The 19,501-nt window shown below is 40.0% G+C and carries 18 protein-coding genes; 12 read left to right on the plus strand and 6 right to left on the minus strand.

The genetic code is table 11. From position 1 onward, the window contains the following. Window positions 1-58 precede the first annotated feature (58 nt). Window positions 59-2,392 (minus strand): sensor histidine kinase, encoded by a 2,334-nt coding sequence (locus AC0L6R_RS09760; RefSeq protein WP_473271004.1) that lies wholly within the window; start codon window positions 2,390-2,392, stop codon window positions 59-61. Between the two features lie 87 nt (window positions 2,393-2,479). Here AC0L6R_RS09760 and AC0L6R_RS09765 point away from each other — a divergent pair, with 87 nt between their 5' ends. Together AC0L6R_RS09765 and AC0L6R_RS09770 are read left to right on the plus strand one after the other, a co-directional pair. Then, on the plus strand, window positions 2,480-3,220 hold the full coding sequence (locus AC0L6R_RS09765) for a LytR/AlgR family response regulator transcription factor (RefSeq protein WP_473271005.1): 741 nt from the start codon (window positions 2,480-2,482) through the stop codon (window positions 3,218-3,220). Between the two features lie 466 nt (window positions 3,221-3,686). Further along, complete coding sequence (locus AC0L6R_RS09770; protein WP_473271006.1) at window positions 3,687-4,031, plus strand: LytR/AlgR family response regulator transcription factor; 345 nt, start codon at window positions 3,687-3,689, stop codon at window positions 4,029-4,031. Between the two features lie 102 nt (window positions 4,032-4,133). Here the strand turns inward: AC0L6R_RS09770 and AC0L6R_RS09775 are convergent, their stop codons facing one another. Next, on the minus strand, window positions 4,134-4,904 hold the full coding sequence (locus AC0L6R_RS09775; protein WP_473271007.1) for a cupin domain-containing protein: 771 nt from the start codon (window positions 4,902-4,904) through the stop codon (window positions 4,134-4,136). 123 nt (window positions 4,905-5,027) lie between these two features. On the opposite strand from AC0L6R_RS09775, the gene AC0L6R_RS09780 reads away from it, so the two are divergent. Continuing rightward, window positions 5,028-5,690: a YceI family protein gene (locus tag AC0L6R_RS09780; RefSeq protein WP_473271008.1), complete on the plus strand. Its 663-nt coding sequence runs from the start codon at window positions 5,028-5,030 to the stop codon at window positions 5,688-5,690. 216 nt (window positions 5,691-5,906) lie between these two features. Here the strand turns inward: AC0L6R_RS09780 and AC0L6R_RS09785 are convergent, their stop codons facing one another. Beyond that, on the minus strand, window positions 5,907-8,588 hold the full coding sequence (locus tag AC0L6R_RS09785; RefSeq protein WP_473271009.1) for a carboxypeptidase-like regulatory domain-containing protein: 2,682 nt from the start codon (window positions 8,586-8,588) through the stop codon (window positions 5,907-5,909). Between the two features lie 20 nt (window positions 8,589-8,608). Beyond that, entirely contained in the window at window positions 8,609-9,439 is an 831-nt protein-coding gene (locus AC0L6R_RS09790; RefSeq protein ID WP_473271010.1) for a GLPGLI family protein, read from the minus strand. Between the two features lie 114 nt (window positions 9,440-9,553). On the opposite strand from AC0L6R_RS09790, the gene AC0L6R_RS09795 reads away from it, so the two are divergent. The 9 genes from AC0L6R_RS09795 to AC0L6R_RS09835 all read left to right on the plus strand — a co-directional run bounded on the left by AC0L6R_RS09795 (window position 9,554) and on the right by AC0L6R_RS09835 (window position 18,018). After that, window positions 9,554-11,074 (plus strand): sensor histidine kinase, encoded by a 1,521-nt coding sequence (locus tag AC0L6R_RS09795; RefSeq protein ID WP_473271011.1) that lies wholly within the window; start codon window positions 9,554-9,556, stop codon window positions 11,072-11,074. Then, window positions 11,071-11,751: a response regulator transcription factor gene (locus AC0L6R_RS09800; protein ID WP_473271012.1), complete on the plus strand. Its 681-nt coding sequence runs from the start codon at window positions 11,071-11,073 to the stop codon at window positions 11,749-11,751. The genes AC0L6R_RS09795 and AC0L6R_RS09800 overlap by 4 nt, the downstream gene beginning before the upstream one ends. Window positions 11,752-12,128: 377 nt before the next feature. Beyond that, the gene (locus AC0L6R_RS09805; RefSeq protein ID WP_473271013.1) at window positions 12,129-13,919 is read left to right on the plus strand and encodes a serine hydrolase; all 1,791 of its coding nucleotides are present in this window, start codon (window positions 12,129-12,131) and stop codon (window positions 13,917-13,919) included. A gap of 7 nt (window positions 13,920-13,926) precedes the next feature. Beyond that, window positions 13,927-14,865: an FAD-dependent oxidoreductase gene (locus AC0L6R_RS09810; protein ID WP_473271014.1), complete on the plus strand. Its 939-nt coding sequence runs from the start codon at window positions 13,927-13,929 to the stop codon at window positions 14,863-14,865. A gap of 202 nt (window positions 14,866-15,067) precedes the next feature. Next, the gene (locus AC0L6R_RS09815) at window positions 15,068-15,307 is read left to right on the plus strand and encodes a hypothetical protein (RefSeq protein WP_473271015.1); all 240 of its coding nucleotides are present in this window, start codon (window positions 15,068-15,070) and stop codon (window positions 15,305-15,307) included. A 254-nt stretch (window positions 15,308-15,561) separates the two neighbouring features. Then, window positions 15,562-16,110 (plus strand): alpha/beta hydrolase, encoded by a 549-nt coding sequence (locus tag AC0L6R_RS09820; RefSeq protein ID WP_473271016.1) that lies wholly within the window; start codon window positions 15,562-15,564, stop codon window positions 16,108-16,110. Window positions 16,111-16,152: 42 nt separating this feature from the next. Then, window positions 16,153-16,347, plus strand: a complete 195-nt coding sequence (locus tag AC0L6R_RS09825; RefSeq protein ID WP_473271017.1) for a hypothetical protein — start codon at window positions 16,153-16,155, stop codon at window positions 16,345-16,347. A gap of 91 nt (window positions 16,348-16,438) precedes the next feature. Continuing rightward, window positions 16,439-16,546, plus strand: a complete 108-nt coding sequence (locus AC0L6R_RS09830; protein WP_473271023.1) for a hypothetical protein — start codon at window positions 16,439-16,441, stop codon at window positions 16,544-16,546. A 176-nt stretch (window positions 16,547-16,722) separates the two neighbouring features. Further along, window positions 16,723-18,018 (plus strand): M28 family peptidase, encoded by a 1,296-nt coding sequence (locus tag AC0L6R_RS09835; RefSeq protein WP_473271018.1) that lies wholly within the window; start codon window positions 16,723-16,725, stop codon window positions 18,016-18,018. Between the two features lie 132 nt (window positions 18,019-18,150). On the opposite strand, the gene AC0L6R_RS09840 is transcribed toward AC0L6R_RS09835, so the two are convergent. After that, the gene (locus tag AC0L6R_RS09840; RefSeq protein WP_473271019.1) at window positions 18,151-19,005 is read right to left on the minus strand and encodes a hypothetical protein; all 855 of its coding nucleotides are present in this window, start codon (window positions 19,003-19,005) and stop codon (window positions 18,151-18,153) included. Window positions 19,006-19,058: 53 nt separating this feature from the next. Beyond that, window positions 19,059-19,481 carry a Gfo/Idh/MocA family protein gene (locus AC0L6R_RS09845; protein ID WP_473271020.1) on the minus strand — a complete coding sequence of 141 codons (423 nt, stop codon included), beginning with the start codon at window positions 19,479-19,481 and terminating at the stop codon, window positions 19,059-19,061. Window positions 19,482-19,501 lie beyond the last annotated feature (20 nt).

Here is a 19,501-nt window from a genome sequence, read left to right on the forward strand (position 1 = left end):
ATCCACCGTTTGATAACAACAAAGTCCAAAATCTTCTAAAAAGGGATATTCAAATCTTCTAAATACCAAAAAGCAGTCTTACAGTAGTACCCTTTCCAGGTTTTGAGTAAATTTTAATCTCACCTTTATGCATCTCTACGAAATTCTTAACCGCGACTAATCCGAAGCCTGTTCCCTCTACTCCATTTACATTTGACCCTCTAAAAAAGGGAGTGAATACATAGGGTAGCTCTTCCTCCAGGATTCCTATCCCAAAATCCTTCACTTCTATTCCATTCATCCTATCCTGTTGAAACAAGCGTACAATCGGTTTCTTTGACACTCCGCCATATTTCAATGCATTATTTACCAAATTGATAAGGCTGGTATGCATCAAAAAATTATCCCATTCCATTCTCACTCCATTTTCAACCTCAGAGATAAAATCTACTTTCCCCAGGTAATCGTGCTTTGCCAAGGCCTCTTGGACAAAAGAAACGAATTCCACCTCTTCCTTTTTCAATGCGGGACTATTATTTACAAATCGCTCATAATCAAGAGAATTAGAGATCAATTTATGAAGATTATCAAGTTCAACCTCTATTTTCCTATGATGAGTTTGAAGCTTAGCAGCACCCGGAATATCAGCCAAATTCTCCAAGTAAATTTTTGATAGCTCCATACTTGAAATTATGGTAGCTAACGGTGTTTTAAATTCATGAGAAACAATATTCATGAAATCAGACACAAAGGAATTGAATTGCCTCTCTTTTCTCAGCGATTCGATTAGCCTCTGTTCAAAATTCATTTGAGAAGAAACATCTCTAATCACTGCGATAATCTTTTGATTATTATTCTCATTAAGAATATTCAAATTTGATTCTACCCAATATTCACCCTCGTCCTTGAAGTACAACTTCAATCTTGATCTATATCTTCCATCCGAAATTTTAAATTCTGGAGTTAGAGTCTTTTTCAAAAGAACTCTGATTTTCCTGTGCATCTCCTCCTCCCTGGTCCCTTTATCAAAAAATTGTGACACAGAAGGCGAAATAAATTCAAACTCAGATAAATTGTTCAATACAACAATCACATCAGGACTGTGATCTGCTACGGTGGCCAAGATTTGAGCTCCCACCTGAGAATTCTTCTCAAATTTGATTTTATCCTGCTCCGTTTTAAATGCGTCAATTATAACCGAATACGTAGAAATAAATGGCTTCAAATCAGTTATATCCTGATCTGTAAAACCTCCCTTTTTATTCCCAAGTCCAATTAATCCAATTACTTCCTTCCCTTTAAATATTGGAACCCCTAAAAAATTCTCCATGGTTGGGTGACCTGGAATTTTTTTCCCCTTAGTATGAGGATTGGCGGGAGGATTATTTTCCAAAATAATTTTGGATTCAACTATGCAGGCTCCAAAAAGGTTATCAAAATGTCTGAATAAGAAATCGTCTTTTACATATTTATGGTAGAGTTGATAAGCTTCTGGTCCATTTCCTGAAATATCTGTTGCTGCATGGATTTTTAACACCTGTGCTCCCTTCGTGTCTAGGTCTACTTTACCTACAAACCCAAGCTTTGCATCAATTACACTCAGAATATTGCTTAACAACAGGTCATAAGGATTGGCTCCTACCGGCTTTGATAAAAAATGACTCTGTACCTCAACAACTCTAGAAAGGAGTTCATTCGTCCTTTGAAGTTGTTTCTCTGTGGCTTTCTGGACTGAAATACTTTTGAGAGAACAGAATATATAAACTTCATCATCAGGAGTAGTCTTGTATAAAGTCATTTCATACCAAGTTCCTTCCTTTTTTCCCAAGTAGAGATGTGACTCAAAGACGGTAGAAGAAGTCGTCCCATTTTTAATCCAATCAATTACGCATTCATACTGCTCTTTATTCACAAAAAAATCACTGATCACAAATCCCGATGCTAATTCTGAAAAAGGTTGGAGCAATAGAAGTTTTAAGGTGGAATTTACCGCGATGACACGTTTCAAACCAATATCAAAAACTATCGCAGGCTTCTCAGTTTTTTCTAAAGACTCCATGATAGAGTCATAGGACAATTCAAAAATATTCTGTCTGTTATGAAAATTAATAACCAAGTGTAAGCTCTGCTTTTCATGATCGACCCAGAACAATTCATTCACATAAAATTTTTCACCGTTCTGCTTGATTGTATAATTAAATATCTGGTCTCCGGCTAATTCTAAGTTTCTATTCTGTATTTCATCAGATTTGGTTATCCGTTCATAATCTTTAAAGTTAAGCACCTGACATACAAACTCTTCCCCAAAATGCAATTTTAAGCGATCACTTATTTTGAGAATACTCCCTGTCTTTAAATCAAAAAGTAAATCTTCATTTTCGAAGACAGTGAGTTGAGATTTGTCTGAAGCCATATTTTTAATTTTTATATTTTAGATAAAAAGTATTGAAATACTCCTACTTTTTATTTTTTTAGTAATGAAACAACAAAGGGAGCACAAATGGACCAATTCTATACAAAACCTAAAGTATTGCTAGTTGAGGATAATTTCAACCTTTCTGAAAATATCAAGGAGATATTAACCCTTAGAGGATATGATATTGTGAAAATATTAGATCAGGCAGAAACGGCTCTTTCGATCATTGAGGAGAACTCACCAGATTTAGTATTGGTAGATATAAAACTAAAAGGCAATAAAACGGGCATAGAACTAGCTGAAGAATTAAGACAAACGATAGACCTTCCCATAGTTTTTCTAACCAGCGCTTCAGGTAAAGAAATAGTAAAAAGAGTAAATCATATTCAACCAGATGGTTTTATCACTAAACCATTCACATCCAATTCCCTTGTAACCAGCATTGAATTGGCAATGGAGAGACATAAAGTCAACCTAAAAAAATCTGCCGATCAGCAGAAAAACACCAATACCGACCTATTTATCAGAGAAAATGGCTGGTTAAAAAAAATTCTGATTTCGGATATAAGCTATATCAAAGCGGAAGGAACCTACACTCATATTTTTGTAAAGGAGAAACAATATACTTTGAGAAACACGGTCAAAGACTTAATGAAGAAACTTCCTGAAAATCAGTTTTCTAGAGTTCATAAGTCATATATAGCGAATATGGAAAAAATAGAAGCACTCAGCTCCAATGCTGTCAAAATTGACAATATAGAAATCCCTATTGGTCGCAACTACTACCATACCTTGCTTCAAAATATAAATAAACTTTCAAACTAATTTCGCCTTAGCCTAATCCGATTAATCCACTTAGATCGTAAATCTTCCAAAGAAGAGTTCTTACAATTTTAATGGATCGGCCATGGTTAATAGCTACTTGTATCCTACAGGCAATAATTCTATTGAAAACTCAATTTCATTATTAAAGAATTACTGCAATTCCACTTTTAATACCCCTCTAGGTTTTTTGGGAGAAGAAAGAGCGCATCTCTACAAGGTGTCACCTTTTCTCAACGGAAAGACAAGCAGGCATTCTTCATTTTTTGAAAGTGAAGATTCACTCTTAGATTACGGACCCCATAGGATCTCAATTCTGGTTTTTACGGCGATAAATGAAGATATTCTTGAGTGTGAACTAGAGAGACTTACCAAAAATCATAAAAAACTAGAACGTTTAAAATTTGAACCAAAGTCCTATTCCTTGGAGGATATTCATCTAATAAATCAATCTAAACCCAATTCAACTATGGAAACTGATAGCGATGATTTGTATGAAAAAGAGGTTTTTATCAGAGAGAGCGGTTGGCTTAAGCGACTTTTTATTAAGGATATACAATGGATCAAAGTAGAAGGAGTATATACTCATGTCTATAGCAACAGCAAACTCCACACGCTTAGATGTACTTCCAGAGACATTTTCAATAAGCTCCCGAAAAGTCTATTTTTCCAGGTCCACAAAAGTTATTTTGTAAATATTTTCAAAAGAGATGCCCTGAAAAGGTATTCCCTGAAGATCGGAAATGATGTGCTTCCTATCGGAAAAACTTTCTACAATAAGTTATTAGATAAGCTCCCACATCTAGGAGATTGACGATTTAACTATTTCGGTTAAGATTCGATGAATTAGATGAAAAGGAAATAAAGCTGCAATACAAGCGAAGCTTAACCCTCAAGTTTACTCCACAAAGCAAAATTACTTCCACTTAAACGCGAAGTAAGTCGTAGGCTCGTCGCTGAGGTTTCGAATACCATGAAAAGATTGGGATTCCATGAAATAAAAATCTCCAGCTTTGGCAGTGTATTCTTTTCCATCGATCATTTGGGCTGTTTCACCGGAAATCATAAGGATAATCTCAGTTTCTTCATGAGCATGAGGTTCATGACTCGCTACTTTTCTATCCAAGGTAGTGACATGCATTTCAAGTCTTTCGCACATAGCAGTTTCCCTATCAAAATAAGAACGAACACCTCCTACACTTGTAGATTTGTAAGGTAGGGAATCAGCGTTGATCATCAGCGAATTCCCTGAGGCTACTCCCCTATCTACATCCATTTTCTTCTTTGATCTATATCGGATGATGTAATAGGTAAGCGGGGTAGTTCCTACATTTTGAAGGGAGTGCATCTGCTTTGGCATCAGCGAGACCACTCCATTAGCTCCAAGAATAGTGCTCTTTCCTTCTATGGTAACCTTCATCGTGCCTTCCTTAACTAGTATTATCTCTTCTATATCCTCGTTTGCGTGAGCTGTACTAGGTTTGGCTCCTACATTTTGGGTAGTTGCATGCATCTCCAGGTAATCTAAATGTGTGGAAACTCCTTCCAATATGGGCCTACCCACTCGGTCACCATTCGGTACAACTTTAAAATCATCCCATTTAAATACTCCAGATTTTATAGGCTGAAGTTGTGCAAAAGCTGATAACGTCATAAGGCAGAGAAGTATAGAGAGTACATATTTCATAAGTATAATTTTAGAAGTCGTCTAGTTAAATATAAGTAATACACTCAAGAAAATGAGACAACCTATTTCTCTAGCCCGCAGATAGTTTGGTTAAGACTACCGGAAAACAGCAAATTCTGCCTTTTGAATAAATTAGTCTTAAACAAGCCGATCACAGAACCTTGCGTGCAGGTGCTACGTGTTATCCCATTCAAACCAAATCCATATATGAAAATCTTTACTTTACTATTCACATTAGCATTTACAGCGCTTTCAATAGTCCCGGAAGTAGCGACTGTTGACACTTCAGAAAGCACAATCACTTGGACTGCCAAAAAAGTAACAGGACAGCACCACGGTAAAGTGCCTATTTCTTCTGCCACGCTTGATTACCAAAATGGTAAAATTCTCGGTGGAACTTTCGAAATGGATATGACCAACTTGACAGTTGAAGATATTACTGATGCTGGGTCCAACAAAAGGTTAACTGACCACCTAAAATCTGATGATTTTTTCTCAGTGGAAAAGCATAATAAATCCAAGTTTGTAATCACAAAAGCAACCACTACTAATGGAAAAGACTACCAGCTCACTGGTGATTTGACAATCAAAAACATGACTAAACCGGTCAATTTTCCTGCTACAGTAGCTGTAAATGGCGGTAAAATCATAGCCACTGGCAAATTGACTTTTGACCGAACGCATTACGACATTAAATATCGTTCAGGATCTTACTTCGAAAACCTAGCCGATAAAATGATCTACGACGATGTAGAGCTTGATGTGAAATTGGTTGCAAGCGAGTAATCAGAAAACTACCACAATTCAAAAGGCCGGGAATTCCCGGCCTTTTCTGTTTTAGAATAGTGTACGTGCCCCCCCCTAATCCCTTTGAAAAATGGGGGAATTAACGAATTGGTACTTCAGCCATTACTCCAAGAAGTCACTTGCTTCATAATGAAACCCTTATAAATCATCTCAAAACCAACATCGGTCATCCAACACCAAACACCCAACAACTGTCTAAATATCCCACTTCACAGAAAACAAGCCATATCTCGGCTGAACCAAATAAGAATAGGTACTGATCAAATTCTCGGTGAAACTATCTCTACGAATGGATCGGGTATCCAGTATATTCCAAACAGTCAGCCTGAACTCCCAAGGACTTGACTTACCCTGATAGCTGAGGAAAGCATTGAAGAAATCAAAGTCACTGGTGGTACCAGAAGCTTTATTCATGTAAGCATTGTAAGTGTAATCCGCATTCAATTTCAGACCACTCCAGATGTCCCAGTCCACTTCAATTTTCGGTGAGTGCGTATTAAAAGTATTCTTGGCATTGGTAGAATTGTAAAAGTTCTGATTCCAAGTATATCCCAAATCCACCTCCACAGTTTTCATAAATGTACTGGTGTACTTGATAAAATATGAGTGTGCAAATTGACTATTTTGGATATAGTTTTGATCAACCAAACTATTGGTAGCATAATTATTCCAGTTTCCTCCCCCAGAGATTTTGAAGGACTGAAAACGCTTATCAGCCTGAAGACTAGCCGTCAGGGACTCATTCACTGGATCAATATTTTGAATACTCATGATCCTGTTAATCCCTGCAAAATCGGTGGTATTCACCAAATCTTGATGTTTCCTTGTCCAACTCAGGTTTCCGAATAAATTAAGTGAAGAGAAGAAATCAAAGTGGTTATAATTCAAGGATTGGGTGTAAAACAAGCCATTATCCAACTGTCTATTCCCTTGGAAAATCGAATTGTAATCTGATACCACCAACCCTTGCGCGAGCTTCTCTATATCCATGAAATTCGCTTGGCTACTGAATCGGTAAGTCAGCGAGCGATTAGATTTGATGCTCCATTTAGCATACATACCTGGCAGCAGCAGGAATTTATCATTACTCAACTCATCATCCATTTGCACATCATTCCATGCGTATCTGTGGAGATAAAGTGAAGAACTTATGACAACTGACTTCCATTTAGTCTTGTAGGTCATTCCTAAATACAAATCCTGAAAATCAAAGCGGGAATCATTCTCAAACTCTCCCAAATCCAATTCATCATCTGTATCTGCCTGCTCCAAACTTCCAACTAGCTCTTGTCTAATAGATGAATATCCTAAACTCCAATTGATATGATTGGTGGGATTTAGGATATGGTAATAATTGAAAGCTCCTTCCAGGGTGCGGGTTTTGATATCCTGTCTTTGTAAAAAGCGGTAAGTTTCTCTATCCATCACTGGCAACATTCCATTGAAAGGCTTTTGATTCGTAGTCAAATCATACAGAGGATTGGTGTACTTTTTCTCCCAATTGCCCTCCATAGAGAAAACTCTCTTATCCGAAGGTGAATGAAACCACTCCCCTTTCTGCTGAACTGTGTAAGGCTGCCGACTTTGGTAGCTATTGATTTGCTGGCGAATCTGCCCAAAGTCTGAATCCTGAAAACTCTGATTGGCTATGTCCGCTAACTTTCCAAAAACGCTGTATTTGACATACGTTTCCTCTTTTGGAGTAAATGTCACTGCATATTTCATCAGGCCTGACTTATTCTCAACCGTGTTAGCGGAAGTGAGTGTTTCCTCATTATTTCCATCTGTTCGCAAATACGTTCGCTGAGACGAGGACCCCAGTTTATTCTTGGAAGCCGAACCGATCACGAAACCCGAATGCCGCCATCTCTTATTTGGAGTGTAATTCAAATTCACAGCAGCCAAGTCAGTTTTTAATTCCAAAGCATTATTTCGCTGTGCCATTGGTATTCCCAGATCGTCCGAACTCATACTAAGTGATGAACCTGACTTCCCCGCCAATCCAGCCAATCCTCCACTGAACCTAAAGTAATCCTGAAGGGTGAAAGCCAATTCTCCCACGTTATTTGCATCAGCAATCAGATTGAGATTCACTTTTGGAGAATAGTAAAAAGCATTCGCATGGCCCAAATAGCGCTCCTCAGGCCCGAGCCCAGCTGTCAGGTCCCCAAAAACCAAGTTCTTTTTCCCATCCTTTAATTGAATATTTAGCGCCAAAGTCTCGTCATTATCCAACCCACGAACTGGGCCTACCTCATTGAAATTCTTCAGCACTTGAACACGATCAACAGCATTTGCCGGAAGGTTTTTGGTGGCAAGCTTGGTATCTCCATCAAAGAAATTCTTCCCATCCACCATTACTTTATCTACCTTTTTCCCTTGGACCTTCACTTCTCCATTATCATCTACCTCAAATCCTGGAAGCTTTTCTAATACATCATTCAGTTTCCGCTCCGTCCCCGTAGTAAATGCATCAGTCTTATAAGTCAACGTGTCTCCTTTCATCGTGATGGGCAGTTCAGTCACTACCTCCACTTGATCCAGCATAGTTTCATCCTGACTGAGAATAACCTTTATCTGCTCCTGATCAGACCATTCATTGATCTTCAGTTCAAATTGCTTATACCCTACAAAGGAAACTCGAAGTAAATATTCCGAACCAGGCGGCAGCCCTATCTTAAATCGACCCTCGCCATTCGTAATCGCAAATCCGCCGATCTTCTGCGTACTCTGATTGATAGCTACCACATTTGCGTAGGCAATTGGCTGATTTATACTGTCCAGGACTTGCCCGATCAGGTTTTTATTTTGAGAAAAAGAAGGTAAGGCAATCAGGAGAAAAAATCCTATTGCGAAAAAGCGCTTTGCAAATAACATGGATAGACTTTTGTAAGCGATTAATTCCCGATTTTGATTACCATTTCATTGCCGTTTCCAGGCTTGCCGGAATAGCGTTTCATCATCTCCTGCATCTTTTCTTCAGAAAGCGCCTGATATTCCTTACTACTGATCAGTTGTCCTTTTTTAGGGATTTCTAGTTGCACTTTTTCAGTTGGATTCAAGACTATTCGCTCAGCGATATAAGTCACCCCTCTATTTTGCAATTCAAGAATTAACCCAGGCAAACCCCAAAAATCATCTGGACCATGACTCACGGGAATTTGCATGGTAAACCAGGCAGTCACATTTACAGTGTCTTTTGTAAGCTCCATCTCATCCTGCCCCATGGAAAAAGTCTTACTTTCTACAATCCTCGAATAAGTAGCTTTTTGGCAGGTATAATCACCAATCTGCTTGCTTTCACCGGTCAATTCCCAATCATAGGTATTCAAGCTGTCTTTAACCAAGAAACCCTTTCCCATCAAATCCTCTTCCTTAATGTAGCTTTGCTCTGCCACATTTTTATAGAGAAGTCTATCCTGATTTCCCGTATTGATCACGATGCTGGCTCCTCCCGAAGATGCGGTGGCTGGGCCTGCACCTAGACTCTCCACCTGCTTCCAGTTGGATTCAGTTTGAGAAAAAGTAAGGATGTATTCACGTTCCATCTGCTTTTTTAATTGCTTCTGAAGATCCGCAATGACATCGGGAGCCATTTTGGTACTATCCATGGAAATATTAAATCTGGAGGAAGTTTTATAATATGCTCTTCCTGTCAAACCTTGGGCAGTGGCGGTAAAGATCGAGCCCATCAGGGTAAATGCGAGAAATAGAATTCGTATGTTCATAGCTGTAAATTTGTTGTTACAAACCAATACAAACTGCCTCTGCAACTTAGTTAAGCACTGTTAACGTGTGTTAACATTCGATTTTCTAAATTTCCTAGCCTCTACTTTAGCACTGTGAAAAAGCTACAATTCAAGCGAATAGGTATTATGATTGCCCTTACTCTAGTAGTGAGCATAGGGGTGCAGATCTATAGAAATGTCACTCAGTTCAGGTTAAACGAAACTCAACTAACTACTGAAATTCAACTGAGCTTGGACAATGCACTTGAGGTATATTTTGCAGATTTGGCTAAAACAGATGTGATTACGCTCACCGAGAACAAGAGCACTACGATCAAACTTCGCAACACCGAAAATGCTGAGTTTGACAGTACAGGGAATGACTTTTTTAAGAAAATTGGGGAAAGCAAAATCCTCATTAAGGCGCTGGAAAAAATAGAAGCTGGAGACACTTCTGCTGTAAGTTGGTTCGGGGAATTTGATACTACCAAAAATCTAACCTTTAAAACACACTTCGACACACTCAATACCATCGACCCTACTAAAATCCAAAACATAAATATATTCCGAGGTCTGGATGCAGCCGACAGTATCCGAAACCTCAAAATGCTCACAAATCAGATCATTATCTCCATTACTCGGGATTCTCTTGATTTTGAGAAAATAAGTGCACTGGTGAAGGATGAATTAGACCGCAGGGATATCAACATAAATTACGGGCTACTTCAGTACGAAAAAGACACCATAGCAGGTTCTTTCAACTATCCTGCCCTGACCGAAATGCCTTTTTCTACAGTTTCCAAATCCACCTTCTTACCTCGAGGTCAAAAGCTGGAGATGTATTTTGAAAACACCGCTCTAACTGTCCTTAAGCGAGGGATGGTTGATATTATGATGTCAATTATCTTCTTGTTGATTATCTCAGCAGCATTTTACTACCTCTACCAAACCATCAAAAACCAAAAGGAAATCGCAGAAATCAAGGAAGACCTGATAGGAAATATCACGCATGAATTCAAAACCCCTATTGCGACTACACTTTCAGCAATCGAAGGAATCGAGCAGTTCAACCCAGAAAACAATCCTGAAAAGACCAAAAAGTATCTGGGTATATCTAAATCCCAAATGCTCAAATTGAACTTAATGGTGGAGAAACTACTGGAAACTGCCACCTTGGATTCCGATCAATTTATACTTCAAAAAGAGCAGATCGATCCACTTGCTGTGCTAAGGTCCTTGGTTCAGAAATTTCAGACCTTGGAACCAGAAAAAGAGATAGAGTTAGTATTGCCTTCGCATGTCACACCTATTCTCGTTGATCCTTTTCACTTCGAAAATGTACTTTCAAACCTATTGGATAATGCGCTCAAATACGGGGGAGATGAAGTGAGAATCACATTGGATCAAGGAGCTAGCACTAGAATTAGAATCTGGGATAATGGAGGAAATATAAGTTCAGATCAAAGAGATAAAGTTTTTGAACAATTCTACAGAATCCCTAAAGGAAATCTTCATGACGTGAAAGGATTTGGAATTGGCCTGTATTATGTGAAGAAAATCATTGAAAAACATGAGGGAAAAATCGAATTGGAATCCTCTGAAAGAAGCACCTCATTTATTACGATTTGGCCATGAGTAAAGTCAGAATTCTACTAGCGGAGGATGAGATGGCACTAGGAATGATCATCCAAGAAAGTCTGGAAAGCCGGGATTTCATAGTCACGTTGTGTGCCGATGGACAGCAAGCTTGGGACAGTTATCAAAACTCCAAACCAGACGTGTTAGTACTCGACGTGATGATGCCAAAAAAAGATGGGTTTACCCTTGCCGAGCAAATCAGGAAAACTGATCCTTATACACCAATTATCTTTTTGACTTCAAAATCACAAACCGAAGACGTGTTGAAAGGATTTGGATTAGGTGCAAATGATTATGTGCGCAAACCCTTCAGTATGGAAGAACTGATTGTGAGGATCAAAGCTCAGCTTGACCGCCAGCAATTGCGAAAAAATCAATCGGATTGGCTAAGTCTTGGGAAATATGAATTTCATCCAACAAAACAACTTTTAAAGCTAAATGAGGAAGAATGCCACCTCACAGCAAGAGAATCTCAGCTCCTAAAAATTCTTCTGGAAAACGCCAATCAGATCACAGACAGAAGTTTGATTCTTACTCAGATCTGGGGGTCAGACGACTTTTTCAACGCCCGAAGCATGGATGTTTTTATCACTAAGCTTCGGAAAAAACTTCAGCATGACGATCAAATCCAGATCCTAAATGTGCGAGGATTTGGGTATAAATTGGTTTGCTAGCATCCATAACCGTGGTCTGTGTCACACAGACCATTTAAGCTGAATTATATAGGTCTGTGAGACACAAACCTAGGTGAAGTATAGGCGCTTCAAGCTTAACATCTTTTAAAGCTAATTAGTACAATCCACGAGAATTTACCCTCACCATTCTTCGTTATTAACCCGAAGAGAATCTTAACCCTAATAAGATTTTGTGTGGAGGAAAGTCAGAGGCTAAGGCTGCTTGGGATTTAAGGAATAGGCCCCAAGTAGTCGCCTCTGCACCACGCGAGTAAGAATTGGGTAAGCCCAGTTCTAAAAAAACTCTATTAATACTTAGATTTTAAGGGAAAAAATCTTGAGTTTAAGGTTGTAAAACCACCTTTATTCAAGTAATCATGCGAAGCACACTAATTGCGATACTTTTTTTTATCACGGGTTCACTGACTTATGCGCAGACAAAGCTAAACACCACAACAATTGACACCAAGCTAAAAGCACTTCAGGAAGCTACTCAAACAGTTGGCTTTTCAGTAGCTGTGGTCCAAGGTGATCAGGTGATTTATTCTAAAGGTTTTGGATATCGGGATCTGGAAAACAAGATCGAAGCGGATGAAAACACACTTTATGCTATTGGCTCCTCATCCAAAGCATTTACCGTTGCGCTTTTAGGAATAATGGAGGAAGAAAAAGGATTGAAATTCACCGACAGTCCTAAGAAATATTTGCCAGAACTGGAATTCTACAACGAAGAATTAAATAACCAAGTCACTATTTTGGACATGATCAGCCACCGAACTGGTCTACCTCGGCATGATCTATCATGGTATTTATTTCCAACCGCAGACAAAGACAGTCTTTTGGCTAGAGTGAAATATCAGGAACCATTCACTGGAATTCGCAAGCAATGGTACTACAACAACTTCATGTATTTGGCACAAGGTCTAATCACGGAAAAGCTAACTGGCAAAAGCTGGGAAGACAATATCAGAGAGCGATTTTTCAAGCCACTTAACATGACTAGCTCCAATGTGAGCATAAGCGAAATGGTAGCTCAAGATAATATCTCCAAAGGCTACAGTTTGGAAGACTTCACTACAAACAAAGCCATGCCTTACTACGATATAGCAGCTATCAGCCCAGCCGGAAGTATCAATAGTAGTGTTAAAGAGATGTCGAATTGGTTGAAGATTTGGCTAAACAAAGGCAAACTAGGTGACACTCAAGTGCTCCCAGAGGCCTATGTAGCGAAAGCCGTGAATCCCCTGATGCTAGTCGGTGGTGGGATTGCCGATAAGAAATTCCCAGATCAGCACCTGAACAGTTACGGCTATGCCTGGTTCAATTCTTCCTACAAAGGCCACTATAGGCTTGAACACGGAGGAAACATCGATGGCTTTTCTGCCAATGTGGCATTTTTCCCAACTGACAGCTTAGGCATCGTAGTCCTGACTAATCAAAATGGATCTGCTTTGCCAGGGCTAGTACGAGATGCTCTTGCTGATGAAATTTTAGGATTGGAAAAAACTGACTGGGTAAGCTATTACTCAGAAAAAATAAATAAGATCAAAGAACAACAGGAGAAAGCAAAAGCAGAGAAAAAGTCCAGCACTGTACCCAATACCGCTCCATCTCATACCCTGGTTGAATACACAGGAAAATACAATCATCCAGGGTATGGCACTTTTACTATTGAATACAAAAATGATTCACTTTGGGCTCAGTTTGTTCGAGAAAGAGTTTATCTAAATCATCTTCACTACGATATTTTCGAGGCATTGACGGTCAAAGACAATAAGGTAGATACGACTTCAGGTGGAGGCCTCAATTTCAATTTCCGAACCAGCGATCTGGGAGATATAGAAGCTGCCAGTTTGAAATTGGAGCCGACACTGGATCCCCTGACTTTCAAGCGTACACCAGCAGAAGCAAAAGTTTCTACCGAAACGCTGGAGTCTTATGTGGGAACCTATGCGTTGGGAGGAACTGATTTGAAAGTATTTATGAAGGAGGATAAATTGACCTTATTCGTGCCTGGGCAACCAGAATATACACTCACTCCCACCGGAGAAAATGAATTTATGGTAAAAGGCTTGACAGGATATAAAGTTAGGTTTGAAGAAAAGGATAACACATCACAAATGCTGCTAATCCAACCCAACGGAACTTTCCCTGCCTCCAAAAAATAAGCTATTAATGAAATCAGTCACTGTGGTTGGCTCTGGAATAGTGGGTTTAACCTCTGCTATTTCACTTCAGGAAGCAGGTTTTCAGGTTCGGCTTGTCGCCAAAGAGCGATTTGATATAACTCTTTCCAGCAAAGTCGGTGCAATCTGGTTTCCTTTTGAAATCCATCCCAAAGAAAAGACAAACCATTGGGCGACTTTAGCCTATGAGCGCTATAAAAGTGAAATCCAGGAAGGAAATGGAGTAGCTTTTATTCCTTTTCTCACAGCTTACACACCAGAAAGTAATATTGACTGGACAAGACAACTTCCAGCCGGGAAAGTCCGAAAAGCAAGACCTGAGGAATTACCAAAAGGAATGCAAATGGCATTTATTTCTGAAGTTCCTTTGGCAGAACCCCAACTTTATTTGCCACATCTTTTCGAGCGTTTCATTGCCAATGGAGGTTCTTTTGAAAATCGGGAAGTTACTTCGTTGGAGGAAATGGCTGGTCTGGATGCCTTGGTGATCAACTGCACGGGTTTGGGAGCAAAATCACTCTGCAATGATAAAGATCTGCATCCCATGCGAGGACAAATCCTTCGATGTAAGAAGATGAATGTTCCTTCCTTTGCCAATCCCACCAAAAGAGGCGCACTCAGCTATATCATTAATAGATCTGAGGATTCTGTAATTGGCGGAACAGATTATGAGAATGATTGGAATGAGTCAATCGATCCTGCAGATACCGATTTGATCTTACATAGACTAACAGAATCAGGTATTTCCCAGAGTCCGGAGATACTAGAAGTTATTGTAGGCTTACGCCCAAGAAGAAGCGCTGTTCGCTTTGAGTTTGACTCTCACTGCGCTAATGTATTTCACAATTATGGTCATGGTGGTGCTGGCTTTACTGTAGCTTGGGGATGTGCACTTGAGCTTGCCGGGATTCTTAAGGGGAGCAAATAATCTCACTTCTCTGGATTAATTTTCCTAGCTATTCTACATCGCTATACCTTCCCTTCACATATGCCATAGAAATTCAAATATGTATATTATAGCCAACTTTGAATCCTAAGATGTAATTCTAATAACTTCTCCATGAAATGGAACACAGTCATTCTTTTACTAATTTTTAAAGGCTCTCTCAGTTTCGGGCAAACTTCATTGGATGAAATTGATTTGGAAAATGGAGCCTTTAGCGGTTGGATTCCGGCACTATGTTACCGCTGACAGCACTCGAACTTACCAGAGAATTTACGATTGGAACAACAGAAGTATCCCTAGGCCGATCCCTGTAAGCATTTGGTATCCTTCCACAGATCATCCTACCGAAACCGAAGCGTTGACAGTTTTAGATTACATGCAAGTTCTAAAGGAAGAAGAGGAATGGCGAATACCTCCCAGATGAGCAAATCCTAAACTGGTTTTACTATCCCAACACTCCTGAAAATCGAGCTCACCTCCAAGAAGTTACTACTGCCCATTCTGTCTTATCCTCAGCAAATGGAGCTTTCCCTGTGCTAATCTACGCGCCAAGCTATCAGGCATCTTCAATTGAGAATTTTGCGCTTTGCGAATATTTGGCAAGCCATGGTTATATCGTGATTTCTAGTCCAAGTCGGGGAGCAGAGAATAGATTTTGATGGTGGGACGGGGAAAGATATGGAAGCGCAAGCACGGGATATCGAGTTTCTACTTGCTGAAGTAGCAAAAGTTCCCGCTGCGAATCTCGACCAAATTGCCACTATAGGATTTAGCTATGGAGGCTTGTCCAATGTACTTGCTCAAATGAGAAATGAGCAAATCAAGGCTATAGTAAGCCTAGATGGCAGAAGCATCAAGTATCAATATGAAACCTTAAAGCAATCGCCATTTCTCAATCTTGAAAACGTGGATGTTCCCTTTATTCATTTGGCCCAGAAAAACATACCTGATGAAGTTTTACTGGCTGAAAAAATAGATCCAAGCTTAAATAACACGTTTGAATTTTATGATGATCTGATTAAAAGCAATGCCTATAGCCTGAAATTCCACAACCTCTCGCATTCCTATTTTAGCACCTTAGGGGTCTTATTCCAACCTCGAGATAAGAGGCAAGACAAAAGTGATCCCGAACTCATGGAATCCTACAAATGGGTTTCTCATTACACTTTACGGTTTTTAGACGCCTATTTAAAGGGTGATGATCAGAGCTATGAAATTCATAAATAACACGCCTTCTGTAAACAACATGCATGAAGAGTTACGTAAGCTATGGATCCGAGCAAGCGGAGCGGCCAAGCTTTCTCTACTTTCAGGATTTCAATCGAATTAGGCTTGCAGCCAAGCATCTATCAAAATCTGATTGACTTGTACCAATTCACTCCTGGAATGATTATCCTGAAGTTGAAATTACCGGAAGGAAAGCCTACAGCTCAATCTAGGACTACAGCTTCTATTCAACCCTGAGACATCGAGAAAAGGAATAAACATTTTCCTATTAGCGACATATTTGTATCCAGAATCTGCCAACCTTTTTGACAGTTTAGGTGAAGCCTATTTGTTTGTTGGGGAAAATGAAAAGGCAATTGAAAATTTTGAAAAATCCCTTGAATTATATCCTGAAAATCAAAATGCGAGAGACCGATTAAAACAACTTCGGAATTGAAGCTGCTACTATCACAAAACCCATTCTAAAGCCTTTCCAACAAATTGCCCACAAACGCATAATGTTGTGACCATTTAACAAAACGTAGGCTGCTCTTTTTTAATAACCATGCCTATTATTGGCAAAAAGAGACAATCTTTACGCTATTCTATATTTCAGAATTAAGCTTTTACCCCATGAAAAAAACGCTCGCTATCCTCATTATTTGTATAGGCCTTAATTCCTGTACGCCGAAAATCGGCTCTATCATTTCAGTATCAGAAGTAGCACGAGTAGAAAAAATTCTTTCTTCGGATGAGATGGAAGGAAGAGGAATTTATTCTCCAGGATTGGAAAAGGCTGCGAATTTCATAGCCTCAGAGTTTGAAGCAAGCGGCTTAGGGTATTTCGGTGAAAACAAATCCTATTTGCAGCGCTTTTCTATGATTCAAGCCACTCCAGCTGAGGTGAGTGGAACGCTAGACAAAGAAGCTTTGAGCCCTAGCAACTTGGTAGTTAATAGTACGTCTGCAACTATAGAAATCAATTCTCTGTCAGACATAGAAGTGGTCAAAGTACCAAAAGATGCCGATTTCAATCAGTTGGTATTTCCTGTCTTGAGAGGTGAAAAGAACGCCTTGGTCCTAATAGATCCTTCGCATTCCAGTAACTACGCTCGATTAGGAAGAATAGCAGGCAGGGCAAAATTCCCTAGTGCACATTCCCAGGTTTTCGTGCTGACAGAAACACTTGACCCAAGTTCTGTATCACTTAAAATCACCAATAAAATTACTGAGCAGGAGCTTAAGAACGTCGTCGGTGTGATACCTGGCAAATCTTCAAAGGATGAATACGTTGTCTTTGGAGCACATTACGATCACCTTGGAATAGGAAGGCCGGACGCAAATCAGGACAGTATTTACAACGGGGCAAATGACGATGCGGCAGGAACTACAGCTGTTATGATGCTAGGGAAATACTTCAATAAAATTAAGGACAATGAGCGAACCTTAATTTTTGTAGCCTTCACCGCAGAAGAGTCTGGTGGATTTGGAAGTACTTACTTCAGCCAGCAGCTTGATCCAGATAAAGTTGTCGCTATGTTCAATATCGAGATGATTGGCACCGACAGTAAGTGGGGACCAAATTCTGCTTACATCACTGGTTTTGAAAAGAGTTCTATGGGCGAGATACTTCAAAAGAATCTGGAAGGTTCTAAATTCCATTTCGAACCAGATCCCTACCCTAAGCAAAACTTATTTTACAGATCTGATAACAGAACCTTAGCTGCTTTAGGTGTTCCAGCACATACGATCTCCACCTCCAAAATGGAAGAAGCACCAAACAATGAGCCTAATTACCACAAAGCAAGTGATGAGTTCGAGACGCTGGATATGGAAAATATGACCGAGGTAATTAAAGCCATTGCGCTGAGCAGTCAAAGCATTATCAGCGGAGAAGACACGCCTACGAGGGTAGAGAAGCTAGACTAAATTTACTCCTCAATACCGAAAGTCAAGTGAAATAGTAATCCAATACCTATTCAAAAAGAAACCCTGTCAGAACAATCTCTGACAGGGTTTTTTATTAGCTGATAATTAGAAATCTAAACTTTAGCAGGTACCTCAAAACCAAGCTGGCCCGTACTCACGGGTCAGCATCGCATCGGCTTCAGGATCGTTGACAAACTTCTCGGATTTAGGATCAAAGTCCAACACTCTTCCCAGTCTGTAAGAAATATTCCCTAAGTGTGCCAAGCCAGAAGATAAGTGAGCGGTTTCCACCGGTCCATTTAGGATAGATTTATCATGCTTGCGAACAGCCTCAATGAAGTTGGCAAAGTGAACATCAGTTCCTCCTGCTCCTCTATCCATTCCGGAACGCAGCAGCTCCCCCATCATCTCCAGACTTGCCTGCGTGCGATCATTGCCCAAGAAGGTTTTGTACTTATCATAGCCATCTACGACCAAATAGCCTTTGTCCCCGTAGAATATATTACCTACGGTGGCTCCGTCCTCTGCATTGGTGTACCAAGGGCGAACTTCAAACTGGATAATTTTATCCTCATCAGGATAGTTATAGATAGAAGTCAAAACTTCCGGAGTTTCCTTACTGTCCTTCCACAGGTATTTGCCTCCCATAGAGGTGATCTTCGTAGGAAAACCTACATCAAGGCCCCACATGCATAGGTCTGTTTCGTGGATACCCTGGTTGCCTACATCTCCATTTCCATAATCAAAATGCCAGTGCCAATTGTAATGCACCAGATCATGCGTAAAAGGAGCCTTTGGTGCCGGGCCAGTCCATAAGTCATAATCCAATCCAGCTGGTACAGGAGAAGGTCCTTTAATTCCTATATCTCCACGCATTCTAAACACTAGACCCCGAGCCATATACACTCGACCAATGTAGCCATCACGCATCAACTGAATGGCTTCCTGCACAGCCGGAGAGCTTCGTAGCTGAACTCCATGTTGCACGATTCGGTCAGTATTTTTCGGCCGCTTCTATCATTCTACGTCCTTCTGAGATATTATGCGAGCCTGGTTCTCTCTACATAAACGTCTTTGCCTGCTTGACAGGCCCAAATAGTAGCCAAAGCATGCCAGTGATTAGGTGTGGCCAAGCTGACTACATCGATATCCTTGTTGTCAAAAACCTTTCTCAGGTCTTGTTCAATCGCTACATCCTTACTGTATTTTTCCTTGAAAGCTTTCTGAGCAGGAGTCAGAAGGTTCATATCTGGATCACACAGGGTGGTGACTTCCACATCTTTTTGAGCCATAAAGCCTTGGATGTGGCTTTTGCCTCTGCCATTGATTCCCAGTACTGCAGCATTTATTCTGTCATTCGCGCCAAAAGCTGATGCCGGGATAATGGTAGGTAATACCATTGCTGCTGTCCCCGCGATTGCAGATTTTTTGATGAAAGTTCTTCTAGATGATTCTTTACTCATTGTATTCGGTTTTTAAGGTT

This window comes from Algoriphagus sp. 10J20-15, from assembly GCF_055809615.1.